Source organism: Pseudomonas putida group bacterium ESBL64, assembly GCF_045277175.1.
In the GTDB taxonomy this organism is placed as follows: Bacteria; Pseudomonadota; Gammaproteobacteria; order Pseudomonadales; family Pseudomonadaceae; genus Aquipseudomonas; species Aquipseudomonas alloputida.
Map to the genome: position 1 here is coordinate 5,484,418 of NZ_CP145799.1, position 18,445 is coordinate 5,502,862.

14 protein-coding genes, 5 tRNA genes and 2 pseudogenes are annotated in these 18,445 nt (G+C 62.3%); 14 read left to right on the forward strand and 7 right to left on the reverse strand.

Annotated elements, in window-relative coordinates; genetic code table 11:
• Positions 1 to 16: 16 nt before the first annotated feature.
• Complete coding sequence (locus V6093_RS24875; protein WP_003252879.1) at positions 17 to 868, reverse strand: LysR substrate-binding domain-containing protein; 852 nt, start codon at positions 866 to 868, stop codon at positions 17 to 19.
• A gap of 96 nt (positions 869 to 964) precedes the next feature.
• On the opposite strand from V6093_RS24875, the gene V6093_RS24880 reads away from it, so the two are divergent.
• The gene (locus V6093_RS24880; protein ID WP_003252881.1) at positions 965 to 1,183 is read left to right on the forward strand and encodes a DUF1127 domain-containing protein; all 219 of its coding nucleotides are present in this window, start codon (positions 965 to 967) and stop codon (positions 1,181 to 1,183) included.
• Between the two features lie 783 nt (positions 1,184 to 1,966).
• Here the strand turns inward: V6093_RS24880 and V6093_RS24885 are convergent.
• Entirely contained in the window at positions 1,967 to 3,313 is a 1,347-nt protein-coding gene (locus tag V6093_RS24885; protein WP_010952895.1) for a class II 3-deoxy-7-phosphoheptulonate synthase, read from the reverse strand.
• A 116-nt stretch (positions 3,314 to 3,429) separates the two neighbouring features.
• On the opposite strand from V6093_RS24885, the gene V6093_RS24890 reads away from it, so the two are divergent.
• Positions 3,430 to 4,185, forward strand: coding sequence for a spermidine synthase (locus tag V6093_RS24890; RefSeq protein ID WP_003247095.1), 756 nt, complete (start codon positions 3,430 to 3,432; stop codon positions 4,183 to 4,185).
• A 317-nt stretch (positions 4,186 to 4,502) separates the two neighbouring features.
• Positions 4,503 to 6,216, forward strand: a pseudogene (locus V6093_RS24895) (DEAD/DEAH box helicase).
• A 141-nt stretch (positions 6,217 to 6,357) separates the two neighbouring features.
• Here the strand turns inward: V6093_RS24895 and V6093_RS24900 are convergent.
• The gene (locus tag V6093_RS24900) at positions 6,358 to 7,125 is read right to left on the reverse strand and encodes a class III extradiol ring-cleavage dioxygenase (RefSeq protein ID WP_047604498.1); all 768 of its coding nucleotides are present in this window, start codon (positions 7,123 to 7,125) and stop codon (positions 6,358 to 6,360) included.
• 101 nt (positions 7,126 to 7,226) lie between these two features.
• On the opposite strand from V6093_RS24900, the gene V6093_RS24905 reads away from it, so the two are divergent.
• Positions 7,227 to 7,877: a thiopurine S-methyltransferase gene (locus tag V6093_RS24905; RefSeq protein WP_012053323.1), complete on the forward strand. Its 651-nt coding sequence runs from the start codon at positions 7,227 to 7,229 to the stop codon at positions 7,875 to 7,877.
• A gap of 176 nt (positions 7,878 to 8,053) precedes the next feature.
• On the opposite strand, the gene htpX is transcribed toward V6093_RS24905, so the two are convergent.
• Both htpX and V6093_RS24915 read right to left on the reverse strand, forming a co-directional pair.
• A complete protein-coding gene (htpX, locus tag V6093_RS24910; RefSeq protein WP_004575939.1) occupies positions 8,054 to 8,941 on the reverse strand; it encodes a protease HtpX in 888 nt (295 codons plus the stop codon).
• 509 nt (positions 8,942 to 9,450) lie between these two features.
• On the reverse strand, positions 9,451 to 10,662 hold the full coding sequence (locus tag V6093_RS24915) for a pyridoxal phosphate-dependent aminotransferase (RefSeq protein ID WP_004575940.1): 1,212 nt from the start codon (positions 10,660 to 10,662) through the stop codon (positions 9,451 to 9,453).
• A 167-nt stretch (positions 10,663 to 10,829) separates the two neighbouring features.
• Between V6093_RS24915 and msrB the strand changes: the two genes are divergently transcribed.
• Both msrB and V6093_RS24925 read left to right on the forward strand, forming a co-directional pair.
• On the forward strand, positions 10,830 to 11,225 hold the full coding sequence (msrB, locus tag V6093_RS24920) for a peptide-methionine (R)-S-oxide reductase MsrB (RefSeq protein ID WP_003247101.1): 396 nt from the start codon (positions 10,830 to 10,832) through the stop codon (positions 11,223 to 11,225).
• A 13-nt stretch (positions 11,226 to 11,238) separates the two neighbouring features.
• The gene (locus V6093_RS24925; RefSeq protein ID WP_014754097.1) at positions 11,239 to 11,727 is read left to right on the forward strand and encodes a glutathione peroxidase; all 489 of its coding nucleotides are present in this window, start codon (positions 11,239 to 11,241) and stop codon (positions 11,725 to 11,727) included.
• Here the strand turns inward: V6093_RS24925 and V6093_RS24930 are convergent.
• Complete coding sequence (locus V6093_RS24930) at positions 11,717 to 14,074, reverse strand: response regulator (RefSeq protein ID WP_179052578.1); 2,358 nt, start codon at positions 14,072 to 14,074, stop codon at positions 11,717 to 11,719. The genes V6093_RS24925 and V6093_RS24930 overlap by 11 nt on opposite strands.
• A 203-nt stretch (positions 14,075 to 14,277) precedes the next feature.
• On the opposite strand from V6093_RS24930, the gene V6093_RS24935 reads away from it, so the two are divergent.
• Both V6093_RS24935 and V6093_RS24940 read left to right on the forward strand, forming a co-directional pair.
• Entirely contained in the window at positions 14,278 to 15,165 is an 888-nt protein-coding gene (locus V6093_RS24935) for an ATP-binding protein (protein WP_003247104.1), read from the forward strand.
• Positions 15,166 to 15,648: a GAF domain-containing protein gene (locus tag V6093_RS24940; RefSeq protein ID WP_064491526.1), complete on the forward strand. Its 483-nt coding sequence runs from the start codon at positions 15,166 to 15,168 to the stop codon at positions 15,646 to 15,648.
• A 771-nt stretch (positions 15,649 to 16,419) separates the two neighbouring features.
• On the opposite strand, the gene V6093_RS24945 is transcribed toward V6093_RS24940, so the two are convergent.
• Positions 16,420 to 17,187 (reverse strand): hypothetical protein, encoded by a 768-nt coding sequence (locus tag V6093_RS24945; RefSeq protein ID WP_121783881.1) that lies wholly within the window; start codon positions 17,185 to 17,187, stop codon positions 16,420 to 16,422.
• A 333-nt stretch (positions 17,188 to 17,520) separates the two neighbouring features.
• Between V6093_RS24945 and V6093_RS24950 the strand changes: the two genes are divergently transcribed.
• From V6093_RS24950 to V6093_RS24975, 6 genes and pseudogenes are all read left to right on the forward strand, one after another.
• A tRNA-Glu gene (locus tag V6093_RS24950) sits at positions 17,521 to 17,596 on the forward strand.
• A 2-nt stretch (positions 17,597 to 17,598) separates the two neighbouring features.
• Positions 17,599 to 17,674: transfer RNA gene (locus V6093_RS24955), tRNA-Gly, on the forward strand.
• Between the two features lie 92 nt (positions 17,675 to 17,766).
• A tRNA-Glu gene (locus V6093_RS24960) sits at positions 17,767 to 17,842 on the forward strand.
• A gap of 3 nt (positions 17,843 to 17,845) precedes the next feature.
• Positions 17,846 to 17,921 (forward strand) — tRNA-Gly (locus tag V6093_RS24965).
• 85 nt (positions 17,922 to 18,006) lie between these two features.
• Positions 18,007 to 18,082: transfer RNA gene (locus V6093_RS24970), tRNA-Gly, on the forward strand.
• Positions 18,083 to 18,194: 112 nt separating this feature from the next.
• Positions 18,195 to 18,413, forward strand: a pseudogene (locus V6093_RS24975) (IS5/IS1182 family transposase); the annotation flags it as partial.
• Positions 18,414 to 18,445 lie beyond the last annotated feature (32 nt).

Sequence of the window (18,445 nt, forward strand, 5' to 3'; positions counted from 1 at the left end):
CGTTTTTCGGCCCCGATCACTTGAAACCCTCAACGATGTAGTCGGCCATGCAGTCGGTGATTGGCGAGGGGGTCTGCGTACTGCGCACCAGCATTACATTGGCCATGGGCAACTGTGGCAGCCCTTCGCTCTCACCCAGAATGCGGATGTTGCCCCCGATCAGGCTCTGCAGCTGCGCGGTCACTGCCAGCCCGGCGGTGACGATGGCAAAGATTGCCGCCAGGCTTGGGCTGGTGTAGGCAATACGGTAATCGATGCCCTGTGCCTCCAGCGCATTGCAGGTCCAGGCGCGACAGAAGCAGTCGGTGTTGAACAGCGCCACCGGCATCGGCCGCTGTTCGTGCGGGCAAAAGCCTTCTGCCGCGGCCCAGACCAGGCGTTCCTGGCGTAGCAACTGGCCAATCTCGTTGCCGGGCTCGCGGGTTACGATGGTCAGGTCCAGGTCCTGGCGCAGCATCAACTGCTTGGACGAATCGCAATGCACTTCCACCTGCACCAGCGGGTAGGCTTGGGCAAAGCTCGACAAGATGGTCGGCAGGAAGCGCATGGCGTAGTCGTCTGGTGTGCCGATGCGCACCAGCCCAACCATGTGTGGCATGCGCAGGGTGTTGAACACCTCGCCATGCAACTTGAGAATGCGTCGGGCATACCCCAGCAGTACCTGGCCTTCGGCGGTCAGCCGCACCTGACGGCCATCACGTTCGAATAGCTGGCGCTGCAGAATGTCTTCTTCCAGGCGTTTCATCTGCATGCTGACCGCTGACTGGGTGCGGTTGACCACTTCGCCTGCGCGGGTAAAGCCGCCTTGCTCGGCAATGGCGACGAAGGTGCGCAGGACATCCGCGTCGAGGCTCTGGTACTGGGACATTGCATCAATCTCCGAGATGCATTGCATCAGAAACATTCGTTGGATTGATCTTATGCCTGGCGTGAGACTGAGGCCATCAACACGGAGGGCTTCACGATGAAAGGTCATGTCAGCAGCATCCAGCAACCTGCCTTTTCCCTGAGCTACCTGTGGCATGCGGCCTTGCAGCGTCCGGCGCGCTGGCTGCAGTTGTACCGTCAGCGTCAGGAGCTGGCCAGCCTCAGTGATGCAACCTTGCGCGACCTGGGGTTGAGTCGGGCGGATATCCAGCAAGAGGCCGAGCGGCATTTCTGGGATGATCCATTGAGGAAGTGATGCCATGCGTGGCAGTCGCTTCTGCTCCAGCTCCAGCTCCAGCTTTTGCTTTTGCTTCTAAGCGCGCGGTAGTTCAGGCGACGCAGATTGCGACTTCAGGAGGCCGAGCGCAGGGCTTGCGGAGGGAGGTGACGGGCATGGATGCCCGTCAAGCGCTGGGCCCCAGGATGGGGCCTGCAGCGCGGTCCTCCCGGGAGCAAGCCCGGAGCGAGGGGACCCCGGAGCGTAGCGTAGGGGCCGGATGATGGGAGCCGACGGTTTTGGTTACTTTGGCCACGACCAAAGTAACCCGCCGTAAGGGCGGAAAGGTGAATAGGCGCCTACATCGTGAATGAATGTCTACTTGATGTGAAAGCGCACAACCCAAAGGCCCAAAAGCTCAAAAGCTCAAAAGCTCAAAAGCTCAAAAGCTCAAAGCTTAAGCGCTGGTTCTGATCGGGCGTACAGTCCGTTTGCGATGGCGACGCCAACTCACCTTTCCGCCCTTACGGCGGGTCCCTTTTTGTCGTGGCAAAAAGGGACCAAAAACCGTCGGCTCCCATCATCCGGCCCCTACGCTGCGCTCCGGAGTCCCCTCGCTCCGGCCTTGCTCCCGGGAGCACGCGCTGCAGGCCCCATCCATGGGGCCTCAGCGCTTGACGGGCATCCATGCCCGTCATCTCCCTCCGCAAGGCCTGCGCTCGGCCTCCTGAAGTCGCAATCTGCGTCGCCTGAACTACCGTGCGCTTAGAAGCAAGAGCAAAAGCGAAAAGCGAAAAGCGAAAAGCGAAAAGCGAAAAGCGCTCAGCGCCGCACTTGCTTGAGGGTTTCGGCAATCAGGAACGCCAACTCCAGCGACTGATCGGCATTCATCCGCGGATCACAATGGGTGTGATACCGGTCAGACAACGCATCCTCGGTGATCGGCCGCGCACCGCCGATGCATTCGGTGACGTTCTGCCCAGTCATCTCGATATGGATACCGCCGGCATGGCTGCCCTCGGCCTGGTGCACCTGGAAGAACTGCTTCACCTCATCCAGAATCTGCGCAAAATCGCGGGTCTTGTAACCGCTGCTGGCCTTGATGGTGTTGCCGTGCATCGGATCGGAACTCCACAGCACCTTGCGACCCTCGCGCTCGACAGTGCGGATCAGCCCCGGCAAGTGGTCGCCAACCTTGCCCGCGCCCATGCGCACGATCAGGTTCAAACGCCCCGGGTCGTTCGCCGGGTTGAGCGTGTCGATCAGGCGGATCAGCTCTTCGGGGTTCATGCTCGGGCCAACCTTGACCCCAATCGGGTTGTGCACGCCACGCAGGAACTCCACATGGGCCCCATCGAGCTGGCGGGTGCGGTCGCCGATCCACAGCATGTGCGCCGAGCAGTCGTAGTAGTCGCCGGTCAGGCTGTCCTGGCGCACGAAGGCTTCTTCATAATTCAGCAGCAGCGCTTCGTGGGCCGTGAAGAAGCTGGTTTCGCGCAGTTGCGGCGCACTGTCCAGGCCACAGGCACGCATGAACGCCAGGGTTTCATCGATGCGATTGGCCAACTGGTGGTACTTGTCGGCCAGCGCCGAGTTGGCGATGAAGTCCAGGTTCCACTTGTGCACCTGGTGCAGGTCGGCAAACCCGCCCTGGGCGAACGCGCGCAGCAGGTTGAGGCTGGCGGTGGCCTGGTGGTAGGCCTGCAGCAGCCGCTCCGGGTCCGGAATGCGGCTTTTGGCGTCGAAACCGATGCCGTTGACGATGTCGCCACGGTAGGCGGGGAGGGTGACGTCGCCGATGGTTTCATCGCCAGATGAGCGCGGTTTGGCGAACTGCCCGGCCATACGCCCCACTTTCACCACCGGGCAGCCGGCGGCAAAGGTCATGACAATGGCCATTTGCAGCAACACCTTGAAGGTGTCGCGGATTTTTGCAGCCGAGAACTCGGCGAAGCTCTCGGCGCAGTCGCCGCCCTGAAGCAGGAAGGCACGGCCTTCGGTGACCTCGGCGAACTGCCGGCGCAGCTCGCGCGCCTCACCCGCGAACACCAGCGGCGGGTAGCTGGCCAGGGTCTGTTCAACCTTCAGCAGGTGCGCGGCATCGGGGTAGGTCGGTTGCTGCTGGATCGGCAGGGCACGCCAGCTGTCGGGGCTCCACGGTTGGTTCATCTTGGGCTCGGTCTTGTCGGTTGTAGGCTATGGGCCATGGTAACAGTTGGCGCTGCGCTTGTTGCATCAAGGGTGTTGGCGGACAATGCGCGTTTTTGCGCAGGTGGGTGGTGGACATGACGGCGGAACGGCAAGAGCGGCTGCTGGCACGGGTGGAAGATGCGTTTGGCGTCATCAGCGTGTACGAAGTAGACGACTACCGCTTTCTGGAATTCGGCGATGCGATCGAGCAAAGCTGCGTGTTCACCGCCGACCCCAGCTGGCTGGAGTACGACTATACCCGCGCCATGCTGGTGGGGGCGCTGTGCCACGAACTGCCTGAGAGTGCACTGTTTCTGGGCCTGGGCGCCGGCACGCTGACCCAGGCCTGCATGAAGTTCCTGCCGCTGGAAGACATCGAGGCCATCGAGCTGCGCCCGGATGTGCCGCGCCTGGCCATGGATTACCTGGGCCTGGACGACGACCCGCGGCTGTATGTGCGTATCGGCGATGCCCTGGAGCTGCTGCCCACGGCAGAGAAGGCCGACCTGCTGTTCGTTGACTTGTACACCGACCATGGTCCTGGGGTCGGGCACCTGGCGTGGAACTTTCTGGAGAACTGCCAGCAGCACCTGAACCCGGGCGGCTGGCTGGTGATCAACCAGTGGGCCACCGATGATGGCAGGCCGCTGGGCGCGGCGTTGTTGCGCGGGTTGTACCACCGGCATTACTGGGAACTGCCTGTGAAGGAGGGCAATGTGATTTTGCTGGTGCCGGCAGACCTGGAGCAGTCGCTGGACCTGGACGGTTTGAGGGCCCGGGCCGAGGCGCTGGCGCCGCGTTTGGGGTACAGCCTCGAGGGGCTGATCCGCGAGATTCGGCCGGCTACCTGAATGGCGGACGCGCGCCGACACCGAGCGCGCCAGGCTTCAGGGGATTATCGATTCAGCCTGTCGTGCTTGATGGCCCGATACTGGCCCTGCCTCCATGAAAATATTCCTCACGTACGCGACTATTTCAGGTATAGTACGCGCCGGTCTTTTAGCGGACCTCAAAATCAGGTGGTGCAAATCCTCCGAGTCCAGCTTCGGCTGCGCGTCCGCTAGGCGGACCTTCCCAAGTTTTCTTTTTCAATCGTTTTCGCAAATCCCCGCCGCCAAAGCTGCCTGGGTGACCTGACGGTCTTTCAAGGCATGTGCAGCTTTGGAGCATGGGTCTTTGCGGATGCACCTAGAGGCAGACCCATGACCCAGGAAACCGGCGGCTTCGCCGCTCTCGATCTTAACCCGAACATTGTTGCTGCCGTTGTGGCTACCGGCTACGAAGAGCCGTCCGCCATTCAGCAACAATCGATCCCGATCATCCTCGCCGGTCACGACATGATCGGCCAGGCGCAGACTGGCACCGGCAAAACCGCTGCCTTCGCCCTGCCGATCCTGAACAAGATCGATGTGAGCAAGCGCGAACCGCAAGCCCTGATCCTGGCGCCAACCCGTGAGTTGGCGCTGCAAGTTGCTACCGCTTTCGAAACCTACGCCAAGCAGATGCCGGGCGTGAACGTTGTCGCCGTCTACGGTGGTGCCCCGATGGGCCCACAGCTGCGTGCGATCCGCAACGGCGCGCAAATCGTCGTGGCCACCCCGGGCCGTCTGTGCGACCACCTGCGTCGTGACGAAAAAGTCTTGTCGACCGTACAGTACCTGGTACTGGACGAAGCCGACGAGATGCTGAAGCTGGGCTTCATGGACGACCTCGAAGTGATCTTCGACGCAATCCCGGCTACCCGTCAGACCGTACTGTTCTCCGCTACCCTGCCGTCGTCGATCCGTTCGATCGCCGAGCGTCACCTGCGTGAACCCAAGCACGTCAAGATCCAGACCAAGACCCAGACCGTTACCGCGATCGAGCAGGCCCACCTGATGGTCCACGCGGACCAGAAGATCCCGGCTGTGCTGCGTCTGCTGGAAGTGGAAGAGTTCGACGCGCTGATCGCCTTCGTGCGTACCAAGCAAGCCACCCTGGACCTGGCCGCCGCGCTGGAAGCCAAAGGCTACAAGGCTGCTGCACTGAACGGCGATATCGCCCAGAACCAGCGTGAGCGCGTGATCGACTCGCTCAAGGATGGCCGCCTGGACATCGTCGTCGCCACCGACGTCGCTGCCCGTGGCCTGGACGTACCGCGCATCACTCACGTGTTCAACGTTGACATGCCGTACGACCCGGAATCCTACGTACACCGTATCGGCCGTACTGGCCGTGCCGGTCGCGATGGCCGTGCACTGTTGCTGGTTACCCCGCGTGAGCGCCGCATGCTGCAGGTGATCGAGCGTGTTACCGGGCAGAAGGTTGCCGAAGCGCGCCTGCCGAATGCCCAGGCCGTGCTGGATGCCCGCATCAAGAAGCTGACCTCGAGCCTGGCGCCGCTGGTAGCCGAAGCAGAAGCCACCCACGGCGAGCTGTTCGACCGCCTGACCACCGACCTGGGTTGCAGCGCGCGTGCCCTGGCTTCGGCCCTGCTGCGCAAGGCCACCAATGGCCAGGCGCTGGACCTGGCGGCGGTAGAGCGCGAGCAGCCACTGGTGCCGAGCTTCGCCCCGCGTGGTGAGCGTACCGAGCGCGGTGAGCGTGGCGAGCGTCCTGACCGTGGTGATCGTGAGCGCCGTGCACCGCTGCCGTTGGCCGAAGGCCGCGTGCGTTGCCGTACCGCCCTGGGTGCCCGTGATGGCATCGCTGCCAAGAACCTGCTGGGGGCGATCCTCAACGAAGGTGGCCTGGCGCGTGACGCTATCGGCCGCATCCAGGTGCGCGACAGCTTCAGCCTGGTCGAGCTGCCGGAAGACGGCCTCGAGAAGCTGCTGTCCAAGCTCAAGGACACCCGCGTGGCTGGCAAGCAGCTGAAGCTGCGTCGCTACCGCGAGGATTGATCCTGGCGTAACGAAAAAATCCCCGGCTTAGGTCGGGGATTTTTTTTGCCAGTACCGGCCCTTTCGTGGGCAAGCCCGCTCCTACAGGTACCCCACAGATTTCAGTACCTGTAGGAGCGGGCTTGCCCGCGAAGAGGCCCTTCAGTCGAACCGATAGATGTCCATCCCCAGCGCGCCCAGGGTAAACCCCTGATGCACCACGCCGAACTTGCTCCCGGCCCCGAGGGCAAAGAACAGCGGCAGCAAATGCTCATCACTGGGATGGTTGCGCACCGCAAACGGCGCCTGCTGCCGGTAATCCAGCAGCGCCGCCTGGTCATCCTCCTGCAGCCGGTCTACCACCCAATCCCTGAACGCCAGCGCCCACGGCTCGATCACATCCGGCCCTGCATGCCAGTCCAGCTCACCCAGGTTGTGGGTAATGCTGCCCGAACCTATCAGCAGTACATCCTCGGCACGCAACCCCGCCAGTGCCTGGCCCACCTTCAGCTGCAGCGCCGGCCCCATGTGGCTGGGCAGGGAAACCTGCACCACGGGAATGCTGGCATCCGGGTACATCAGCGACAGCGGCACCCAGGCGCCATGGTCGAATGGGCGTTGCATGTCCAGCCGCGCGGGTAACCCCGCAGCCTTCAACCGCTCACTGACCTGGCCAGCAAGCCCGGGCTCGCCCGACGCCGGGTACTGCACCGCATACAGGGCCGGTGGGAAGCCGTAGAAGTCATGCCAGGTTTCGGGCTGTGCGCTGCCGGTGACCAGCAGCTCGCGGCTTTCCCAGTGTGCTGACACCACCACGATCGCTTTCGGCCGAGGCAGCGCGTTGGCCAACCCGGACAGTGCCGGCCCGCTGGCGCCGGGTTGCAGGGCAAGCATGGGGGAACCATGGGAAATGAACAGGCTGGGCAGCATGGCGGGGTCCTGAAGGTTAAGATGCAACCATCATCGATTAACTACAGATCGAAATCCAAACCAAGTTTTACCGACAAATCATCTAAAAATCGGGAGTAATCATGGAACCAGCGTTCTGGCAGCAGCGGTGGGCCGACAACCAGATCGGCTTTCACCAGGCACAGGTGAACCCCTATCTGCAGACGTATTGGCCACAGTTGCAGTTGGCGCCCGGCAGCCGCGTGCTGGTGCCGTTGTGCGGCAAGAGCCTGGACCTTGCCTGGCTGGCAGGGCAGGGCCATCGCGTATTGGGTGTGGAGCTGTCGCGGCGGGCGGTGGAGGATTTTTTCCGTGAGCACGGGCTTGAGGCCGAGGTGCGGCAGCAGGGCGCATTCGAGGTTTGGCGCAGTGGAGATGTACAGCTGTGGTGTGGCGACTTCTTTGCCTTGCGGGCAGAGGATGTGGCTGACTGCGTGGGGCTGTATGACCGGGCGGCGGTGATTGCGCTGCCGGTGCAGATGCGTGCGCGGTATATGCAGCTGTTGTCGGGGTTGCTGCCGACAAGCTGCCGGGGGTTGGTGGTGACGCTGGACTATGACCAGTCATTGTTGGCCGGGCCGCCGTTTTCGGTCAGGGATGAAGAGCTGAGGCAGGGGTTTGCGGGGTGGCAGGTGGAGCAGTTGGAGGCTGTGGAGGTGATTGAGGAGAGCCCGAAGTTTGTGCAGGCCGGGGCCTCGAGTTTGTTGGAGCGGGTGTACCGGCTCAGCCGGTAAGCAGGTAGGGCAGGCTGACCCGGCCAATGTGGGAGCGGGCGTGCCCGCGAACCAGGCGGCGCGTTAGATGGCACCGGCTTTGCCGGTGTTCGCGGGCGCGCCCGCTCCCACAGAAGCTGCGTAAGGCCGGGAATAAAAAAGGGCGACCGAAGTCGCCCTTTGTTTTCTCAGGTGGATCAGCCGCGGCGGCGCAGGGCCTCAATGCGTTCTTCCAGCGGCGGGTGGCTCATCAGCAACCCTGCCAGGCCGTGCTTGAGGCCGCCATTGATGCCGAAAGCCTTCATGGTGTCAGGCATGTGCACTGGCAGGCCTTGTTCCACGCGCAGGCGCTGCAGGGCGCCGATCATTGCCGCAGTACCGGCCAGTTGCGCACCGGCTTCGTCTGCGCGGAATTCGCGGCGGCGCGAGAACCACATCACGATCATGCTGGCCAGGATGCCAAGGATCAGCTCGGCAACGATGGTTGCTACATAGTAGGCAATGCCTTGGCCCTCTTCGTTCTTGAAGATTACCTTGTCGACAAAGTTGCCGATGATGCGGGCAAAGAACATCACGAAGGTGTTCACCACGCCCTGCACCAGCGCCAGGGTGACCATGTCGCCGTTGGCAACGTGGCCAATTTCGTGGGCCAGTACCGCACGCACTTCATCGGGCGAGAAGCGCTCCAGCAGGCCCTGGGACACTGCGACCAGCGCGTCGTTGCGGTTCCAGCCGGTGGCGAAGGCGTTGGCCTCGTAAGCCGGGAAGATACCCACTTCAGGCATTTTGATGCCCGCTTCGCGGGACAGCTCTTCGACCGTTTGCAGCAGCCACTGCTCGTGGCGGGTGCGCGGCTGGCTGATGATCTGGGTGCCGGTGGTCATCTTCGCCATCCACTTGGAGATGAACAGCGAGACGAGGGAGCCGGCAAAGCCGAACACGGCGCAGAACACCAGCAGGCTGCTGAGGTTCAGGTCGACCCCGTTGGCGGCCATGAACCCGTTGAAACCGAACAGGCTCAGGGTAATGCTTGCAACCAGCACCACCGCGAGGTTGGTGGCTACAAACAACAGAATGCGCATCATGGTTGTTACGTTCTCCTGACGGATGAGTTGTCGCTTACTGCGGGGTATATAAGGGGCCTGCCGCGCCGATTCAATCGGGGGACTATTTCAAACTGTGTACGGCGGAGTATGGCAGAGGATGGCGTGGGGGCTGTGGGATAGAGCGTTGCAGGATGTAAGAAACATTCGGCTTGGGGGCTGCGTCAAGGCCGCTGGGTGTTTGCCGCAAGGGGTGTGGCGCCTGTGAGATCGAGCGCCGCCCGCGCGGCGCTTCGCGGGTAAACCCGCTCCTACGTTTGTTTCGGGCCAATTATGCCTGTGGGATTTGCGCGCGAACGCCCTGGCGCATGGCGCGATATCGCGTCGTACAAACAAGGCGATCGCGCGCGCCTGGCACAGGATGGACTGGCCCGAAACAAACGTAGGAGCGGGTTTACCCGCGAAGCGCCGCGCGGGCGGCGCTCGATCTGCGCCCCACCACCAACCCCGCGTCGAACCTCTCGTGGCCCCCGGCGCCCCCCCGTCGAACCCTACTGCGAATAACCCTTCAGGAAATTGCCGATCCGGCCAATGGCTGCTTCCAGGTCATCCACCCGCGGCAAGGTCACCACGCGGAAGTGGTCCGGCCACGGCCAGTTGAACGCCGTTCCTTGTACGATCAGCAGCTTCTCCGACAGCAACAGGTCAAGGGCGAACTTCTCGTCGTTGAGGATCGGGCAAACCTTCGGGTCGATCCGCGGGAACGCATACAGCGCGCCCATCGGCTTCACGCAGCTGACGCCGGGGATGTCGTTGAGCAGTTCGTAGGTGCGGTTGCGCTGCTCCAGCAGGCGCCCCGGTGGCAGCACCAGGTCGTTGATGCTCTGGTAGCCGCCCAGCGCGGTCTGGATGGCATGCTGGGCCGGCACGTTGGCGCACAGGCGCATGTTGGCCAGCATGTCGATGCCTTCGATGTAGCTGAGTGCGTGGTGCTTGGGCCCGGAAATGATCAGCCAGCCAGAGCGGAAGCCCGCCACTCGGTACGACTTGGACAAGCCGTTGAAGGTCAGGCACAGCAGGTCCGGGGCCAGCGAGGCGGTGCTGATGTGCACGGCTTCGTCGTACAGGATCTTGTCGTAGATCTCGTCGGAGAACACCACCAGGTTGTGCTGGCGGGCCAGCTCCAGCATGCCCAGCAGCAGCTCTTTGGAGTAGACGGCGCCGGTCGGGTTGTTCGGGTTGATGATCACCAGCGCCTTGGTGTTCGGGGTGATCTTGGCCTTGATGTCCTCAAGGTCAGGGAACCAGTCGGCCTGCTCGTCGCACAGGTAGTGCACCGGCTTGCCGCCGGCCAGGCTCACGGCGGCAGTCCACAGCGGGTAGTCGGGGGCCGGGATCAGCACTTCGTCGCCGTTGTTGAGCAGCGCCTGCATCGACATGACGATCAGCTCGGACACACCATTACCCAGGTAGATGTCCTCGATGGTGACGCCTTCGATTTCTTTCTGCTGGCAGTACTGCATCACCGCCTTGCGGGCACTGAACAGGCCTTTGGAGTCGCTGTAGCCCTGTGCGGTGGGCAGGTTGCGGATCACATCCTGAAGGATTTCATCAGGCGCCTCGAAGCCAAACGGCGCCGGGTTGCCGATGTTCAGCTTGAGGATGCGGTGGCCTTCCTCCTCCAGGCGTTTGGCGTGCTTGAGCACTGGGCCGCGAATGTCGTAGCAGACATTGGCGAGCTTGTTCGATTTGCTGAACTGCATGATGGGATCCCGATTGAGAAAACGCGCTACGCCCCGCCGAAAGGTTTGAAAGGGCAGGAAGCGGGTGCCAGACTGAACGCCTGGCACACGAAGCCAACTAATATACGTGCCACCCGCGCCCCGGAAAAGACGGTGTGGGGTGAAATTCAGCCTGCCGAGGTTTCTACATGAAAAAGATCGAAAAAACCCTGGACGAATGGCGGTCGATGCTCGACCCCGAGCAGTACCAGGTCTGCCGCCTCAAGGGCACCGAACGGCCATTCAGCGGCAAGTACAACAGCGAGCGCCGCGATGGCATCTACCATTGCATTTGCTGCGGCCTGGCGCTGTTCGATGCGCAGACCAAGTTCGACGCTGGCTGTGGTTGGCCAAGTTTCTACGCCCCGATCGAGGACAGCGCGATGATCGAGATTCGCGACACCTCCCACGGCATGATCCGCACCGAGGTCACCTGCGCCCGTTGCGATGCGCACCTGGGGCATGTGTTCCCTGACGGCCCGCCACCGACCGGCCTGCGCTACTGCATCAACTCGGTGTGCATCGACCTTCGTCCGCGCGACTGACCGGAGCCCGATCATGGCTGCAACGATGCTGAACATCCCCTGCGTGACCCTGAGCGGCGAGCACAAGACGCTGGGCGACTTCCCGGGCAAGGTGCTGTTGGTGGTCAATACCGCCAGCCAGTGCGGTTTTACCCCGCAGTACAAGGGCCTGGAGCAACTGTGGCAGGCCTACCGCGACCGTGGCCTGGTGGTACTGGGCTTTCCGTGCAACCAGTTCGGCAAGCAGGAACCTGGCGATGCGCGGGACATTGCGCAGTTCTGCGAGCGTAATTTCGGCGTGAGTTTTCCGCTGTTTCGCAAGGTCGAGGTCAACGGCCCGGGCGCTCACCCTCTGTTCGTCGAACTCAAGCAACGCGCCCCGGGTATTTTGGGTAGCCAGAAGATCAAGTGGAACTTCACCAAGTTTCTGGTCGACCCGGCCAGTGGCCAGGTCAAGCGCTATGCCCCCTCCACCAAGCCACAGGCCCTGCAGGCGGACATCGAGCGTTTGCTCAGCCGCTGAAGGGCACCCAATGGTCAACCAGGGCCAGTAGCTCTTCGCGGCGGAATGGCTTGGCCAGGTAGTCGTTCATGCCCGCCGCCCGGCAGCGTTCGCGCTCTTCGGGCATGGCGTTGGCGGTGAGGGCGACGATCGGCAACTCGGGCCAGCGGCCGCTTTGGCGGATACGCCGGCTGGCCTCGTAGCCGTCCATCACCGGCATGTTGCAGTCCATCAGCACCAGGTCGAATTCCTCACGCGCCAGCAGCTCAAGGGCCTCCGCGCCCTGGGTGGCCAGTTGCACCTGGCAGCCGAGCTTGGCCAGCATGCCCTTGGCCACCAGCTGGTTCACCGGGTTGTCCTCTACCAGCAGTATCCTCGCACGGCCTTGCTCCTGGGTAATGGCCGGGATGGCCAGCGGGTGTTCGGGTTCATGGCCTTGCAAGGTGCGGCGCAGGGTCTGGTACAGGGCGTTGCGTGCCAATGGTCGGGCCAGCTGGTGCAGCGGGGCCAGGGCCAAGGACTGCTCGTTGGGCAGGAAATTGCCGTAGGCAGTCACCAGCAGGATTGGGGTTTTCAATGCCGGGCGCAGTTCGAACAGGTGCTCGACGTCGTCAGTGATCAACAGGTCGATCACTGCGGCATCCAGCGTGGCGCAACTGTCATGGCGCTGGTAGGTCAGGCCCCAGGCAGGCAGCAAGTGCTGCAACAGTTCATTGAGCCCGCTGCCGGCTGTGCTCAGTGCGGCCACGCGGCCATGCAAGGGTGCTGGCGGGATGGCTTCGGTGTGCACGGTCAGCGGCAATTCGGCGGTAAAACAGCTGCCAAAGCCCGGCTCGGAGCGAATGTGCAGGTGGCCCTGCATGGCCTTGCACAGGTTGCGCGTCAACGCCAGGCCCAGGCCGGTGCCACCGTACTGGCGGGTGATGCCGGCACCGGCCTGGGTGAAAGGCTGGAAGATGCGCGCCTGGGCGTCTTCGGGGATGCCGATGCCGGTATCCCGTACCTCAAGGCGTACACCACCGACAATGGCCATCAAGCGCACATCGACACGGCCGAAGCGGGTGAACTTCAGCGCGTTGGACAGCAGGTTGCTGACGATCTGCCGCACACGCGTGGGGTCGCCGAGCACGCTGCTGGGGAAGTCGCTGGCGATCAGGCAGGTCAGCTCCACGCTTTGCGCGGTGTTCTGCGACAGCAGGTTGGCGGTGTCTTCCACCATCGAGCCCATGTCGAACGCAATGCGTTCCAGTTCCAGCTGGCCGGCATCGAACTTGGACAAGTCGAGAATATCGTTCAGCAGCTCTACCAGCACCTTGCCCGAGTCGTGGGCGATAGCCAGTTGCTGGCGTTGCTCGCTGGGCAGCGGGTTGTCCAGCGCCAGGGCGATCATGCCCAGCATGCCGTTGAGCGGGGTGCGGATTTCATGGCTCATGTTGGCCAGGAAGGCGGCGCGAGCCTGGGCCATGTCAAGCGCTCGGCTGCGGGCTTGTTCCAGCTCCTGGTTGGACAGGCTCAGGCTGCTGTTGCTGGCCTTGAGCTCGTTGGTGCGCGCCGACACGATGTCTTCCAGCTCGTTCAGGTACTGGGTCAGACGGTTTTCCGCAGTGCGCCGCTGTTCGATCTCGGTGGCCATGCTGATGAACTGCTGGTTGGCGACCTTCACCAGCACGCCGATTTCGTCATGCTCGTGTCCGTGTGGGCATTCCAGGCGCGTTTGCCGGGGTTTGCGCGGGTCGCTGCCGCTGAGTGCGCCAATCACCGTCACCAGCGGCTTGGTCAGCATCATGTAGAACAGCGCCAACAGGAGGCCGGTGAGCACCAGGCTGCGGGCGAACCCATTGAGCAGGGTGATGCCGGCACGGTCGAGAAAGCGGCTGCCGAAGGCGAAGGTGTCGATGTCCAGGTACAGGGTGCCCAGGTATTGCTCCGGCATGTGGGTCAGGTACAGGCGCTCCTTGAACTGGCGTTGCTCGCCGAACAGGAAGTCGCTGAGTGGCCGGGAGCGGTCCTGCAGTTTTGGCCGCTCGACATCGGCCAGCACCGTTTCGTTGTTGTCGATCAGCCGTGCGCGGATGACGGCCGGCGACTGCAGCAGGCCGCGGGTCAGCTCCAGCGCCAGTTCCGAGTCGATGTTGTAGGCGATGCGCGAGGCCGGGTTGTGGCTGATTTGCAGCAACGCGTTCACTTCACGGTTGATGGACGCGTCTTCGCTGGCATAATCGATGCCGATCTGGATGAGACTGAGCAATGTTCCCAGGATGAAGCCGACCAGGACTGTCAACCGGGCTTGCTTGTATGACAGGCGATTGGTGAACTTGATATCCATGAGTCCCGAGCCGGTTTCCCGTTCCTTGCGCTGCGCAAGCATAGCCGAATAGCCCCGGCTGCTGGTGGGTCTGTCTGTTCATTTCAGTTGATCGCCAAGCGGGGCCGCTTGGCGTCCCTTCGCGGGCTTGTCCGCTCCCACAGGTACAGCTTAGCCCCAGGCTGAAGGCAAGCCCTGTGGGAGCGGGCAAGCCGGCGAAGGGGCGCGCAGCGGCCCCCAAAAAACTGAGATTGTTAGGAGTCGTCATGGACGCTCGCTTGATCGCTTTTCTGGACCGCGCCGAATCGGTACTGGCGCGCCTTGAACCCCTGTTGCCGGCACAACGCCCGCACATCGACTGGGGCACCACACTGGCCGCGCGCTGGCAGCGTGATGGCCGCAGCGGCTACCTGCTGCCGCTGGACGTCAGCCTGGACATCCGCCTGACCGACCTGATCGGCGTCGACAAACAGCGCGACCAGCTGGGCCGCAACACCCACCAGTTCATCAACGGCCTGCCGGCCAACCACGCGCTGCTGTGGGGCTCGCGCGGTACTGGCAAGTCGTCGCTGGTCCGTGCCTTGCTGGCCGAGCACGCCAGCGCCGGCCTGCGCCTGATTGAAATCGAACGTGACCACCTGGCCGACCTGCCACGGGTGGTCGAGCAACTGCAGAAGCTGCCGCAACGCTTCATCCTGTTCTGCGACGACCTGTCGTTCGAAGCCGGGGAGGGCGACTACCGGGTGCTCAAGAGTGTGCTCGACGGCTCGCTGGAGCAGGCCCCGGACAACGTGCTGCTGTACGCCACCTCCAACCGCCGCCACCTGGTGCCCGAGAAGGAGAGCGACAACGAGAACTGGAAGCGTGTGGACGGCGAACTGCACCCCAGCGAAGCGGTGGAGGACAAGATTGCCCTGTCTGACCGTTTTGGCCTGTGGCTGTCGTTCTACCCGTTTACCCAGGACCACTTCCTGAATGTTGTCGAGCACTGGATTGGCCAGTTGGCACAACCTGCGGGCCTTGTGTGGCAGCGCACCGAAGCACTCGACATCCTCGCCGTGCGCTGGGCCACCGGCCGCGGTAACCGTAATGGCCGTTGTGCCTATCAGTTCGCCCGCTACTGGGTCGGGCTGCAATTGCTGGAGCAAAAGTAAATGATCGACCTCAATGCCAGTGGCGCCGGCCTCGACGGCTATAACCTGCTGGCGGCGCAAGTGCAGGCGCTGTTCGCCGACGAGCGTGACTTCATTGCCAACGCCGCGCAGTTTTCCGCGTTTCTGTATAACCAGGTGGACGACCTGAACTGGGCGGGGTTCTACCTCAACCGCAACGAAGAGCTGGTGCTGGGCCCGTTCCAGGGCCAGGTGGCGTGCGTGCGCATTCCGTTCAGTAAAGGTGTGTGCGGGGCTGCGGCGGCAACGCGGCAGACCCAGCGGGTCGAGGATGTACATGCATTCCCTGGCCACATTGCCTGTGACAGTGCCTCCAACAGCGAGCTGGTGATCCCGTTGGTGAAGGACGGCAGGTTGATTGGCGTGCTGGACCTGGACAGCCCGACGGTCGGGCGGTTCAGCGAGGCGGACCAGGTGGGGCTGGAGCGGTTGGCGGGGATCTTTCTGGCGTTGACTGACTGCTGATCGATGTTGCCTGTGCCGGCCTCTTCGCTTGTAGGAGCGGGTTTACCCGCGAATACGGTGGCGGCGGCAACGGTGAATGACCAGGGATATTTGTCAGCAGGCCCGGCCCTTTCGCGGGTGAACCCGCTCCTACAACGGCCTGCGCCCAACACCCGATGTGGGTAAACCGCCGTGTAGGAGCGGGTTTACCCGCGAATACGGTGGCGGCGGCAACGGTGAATGACCAGGGATATTTGTCAGCAGGCCCGGCCCTTTCGCGGGTAAACCCGCTCCTACAACGGCCTGCGCCCAACACCCGATGTGGGTACACCGGCCGTGTAGGAGCGGGTTTACCCGCGAATACGGTGGCGGCGGCAACGATGAATGGCCAGGAATATTGGCCAGCAGCCTCGGCCCTTTCGCGGGTGAACCCGCTCCTACAACGGCCTGCGCCCAACACCCGATGTGGGTACACCGGCCGTGTAGGAGCGGGTTTACCCGCGAATACGGTGGCGGCGGCAACGATGAATGACCAGGGGTATTGGCCAGCAGCCCCGGCCCTTTCGCGGGTAAACCCGCTCCTACAACGGCCTGCGCCCAACACCCGATGTGGGTACACCGGCCGTGTAGGAGCGGGTTTACCCGCGAATACGGTGGCGGCGGCAACGATGAATGGCCAGGAATATTGGCCAGCAGGCCCGGCCCTTTCGTGGGTGAACCCGCTCCTACAAAGGCATTGATACACCTGTAGCAGCGGGTTTACCCGCGAAGAGGCCGGTACAGGTTAACCAATCAGTCGTAGATCACCTTCTTCTTCCAGGTTTCTTCCTCATCGGTCTTGAGCCCATCGGTCAATTCGTTGTGCTCGTCTTCTGCCGGCGCCATGCGGTCCAGTACCTGGGCATTGGCCCGGGCCAACAGTTTCTCAAGATACGTCAGCTGCTCTTCATACACCTTCGGCTCGGGCTGCTTGCGCAAATACTGCACGCCGCGCTCGAAGGCCAGGCGCGCCTGGCCGGGCTGGCCTTTTTGCAGGGCCTGTTGGCCGAGGTTGTTGAAGAACTCTATATGCAGCAGCACCAGGATATGGCGGATTTCCTTGACCCAATGCTTGGCCTCGACGGCGGGCAAGAAGCCCTCATGGGCAGCGCGGGTCACCTGATTGTGCAGCGCCTCCAGCAAGAAACGTACGTCCTTGGCCTTGATCTCGGTGTGGATCGGGTTAGGTGGGTTGTTGACCGGGATCTTGTCGCCCAGGGCAATCAGCCCTTCCAGTTCGGCGATGCGCGCCTTGAATTCGGCATTGTGCTTGTCCACCGCCAGCAGGCGCTGGTTTAGGTTCAGCTCCAGGCGGGTCAGCAGCAATTTGAGGGCCGGGGTCATGAACTGGCCGGGGAACGTCTCGGTGATTTCGCCACAGCGGCGCAGGCGGTCGGCCAGCTCGATCTTCGTCCGGGCGCGTTCTAGCTTGCCATTCTCGACCACGTTGTTGAGGTAGCCGATCACGATCAGCAACGCGATGCCCGCCACGATGAGCAGGGTGATCAGAAGTGGTGTCACCGTTAAAGCCTCATGAATAGGTTTGCATGATTGAGTGTAGGAGCGAGATTGCTCGCGAGAGGCCCTGACAGCCATTCTCTTTTTCTATCGGCAAACTGTGCCATGCCTGGATGCTGGCACATTAATGCTGACTTGACGCCAGAAAATCAACGCCAAACCCCAGCAGGCGTACCAAAACAGCGCTGGGTGTGCCCGGAAGTCATTGATTTAAATAAATTTCTACAAAGGGGTTGACGCCTCCCCGAACCATCCATAGAATGCGCGCCACTTGCAGCGTAAAGCACACAGCGAAACGCAGCAGGGAGTGAAAGCAAGCAGTAATGCTTGTAGCGTGTCCCCTTCGTCTAGTGGCCTAGGACACCGCCCTTTCACGGCGGTAACAGGGGTTCGAGTCCCCTAGGGGACGCCAATGCGGGAATAGCTCAGTTGGTAGAGCACGACCTTGCCAAGGTCGGGGTCGCGAGTTCGAGTCTCGTTTCCCGCTCCAGTTTCTCCGGCACTGCTTAGCGGCGGGGCAGGAAAAGAAAATCCAGGCTGAATCGTGAGGTTCATGTTCTGGTGCACTGAAAAGTGTTGTGTGTCCCCTTCGTCTAGTGGCCTAGGACACCGCCCTTTCACGGCGGTAACAGGGGTTCGAGTCCCCTAGGGGACGCCAAATGCGGGAATAGCTCAGTTGGTAGAGCACGACCTTGCCAAGGTCGGGGTCGCGAGTTCGAGTCTCGTTTCCCGCTCCAGTTTAAATACTGTGGCGTCTATGCGGTGCAGTGGTGGTGAAGGCTGTAAAGGCGCTTCACGCCGAACGTGGTAAAGCTTCAAATTGCGGGAATAGCTCAGTTGGTAGAGCACGACCTTGCCAAGGTCGGGGTCGCGAGTTCGAGTCTCGTTTCCCGCTCCAAACATGTAACGCAAAAGGGACCTTCGCAGGCTGTGTGAAACTAGCCCCTACGAGGCCCTTTCAGAAAAAGCTCCGTATCGGAAGATACGGAGCTTTTTTCGTTATGGCCTAAATCCAGGGAAAGTCTCGCAGCCAGACCAGTCTGTTCCCGGTCTCGCTGGAAGAGCTGACTCCCGAGGATCATCTCGTTCGTGTCATCGACCTATATGCCGCCAGGCTGGACCTGGGGCAGCTAGGTTTCGATAGAGCCCAGCCCAGCCCAAGGCCAGTGGGCATCCTGCTTACTGAATGCCAGTGCAACCTCGAGGTGATGTGGTCGATCAACTGCCTCTAAGGCGCCCTGTTGCGGGGCGCCATGGCGTG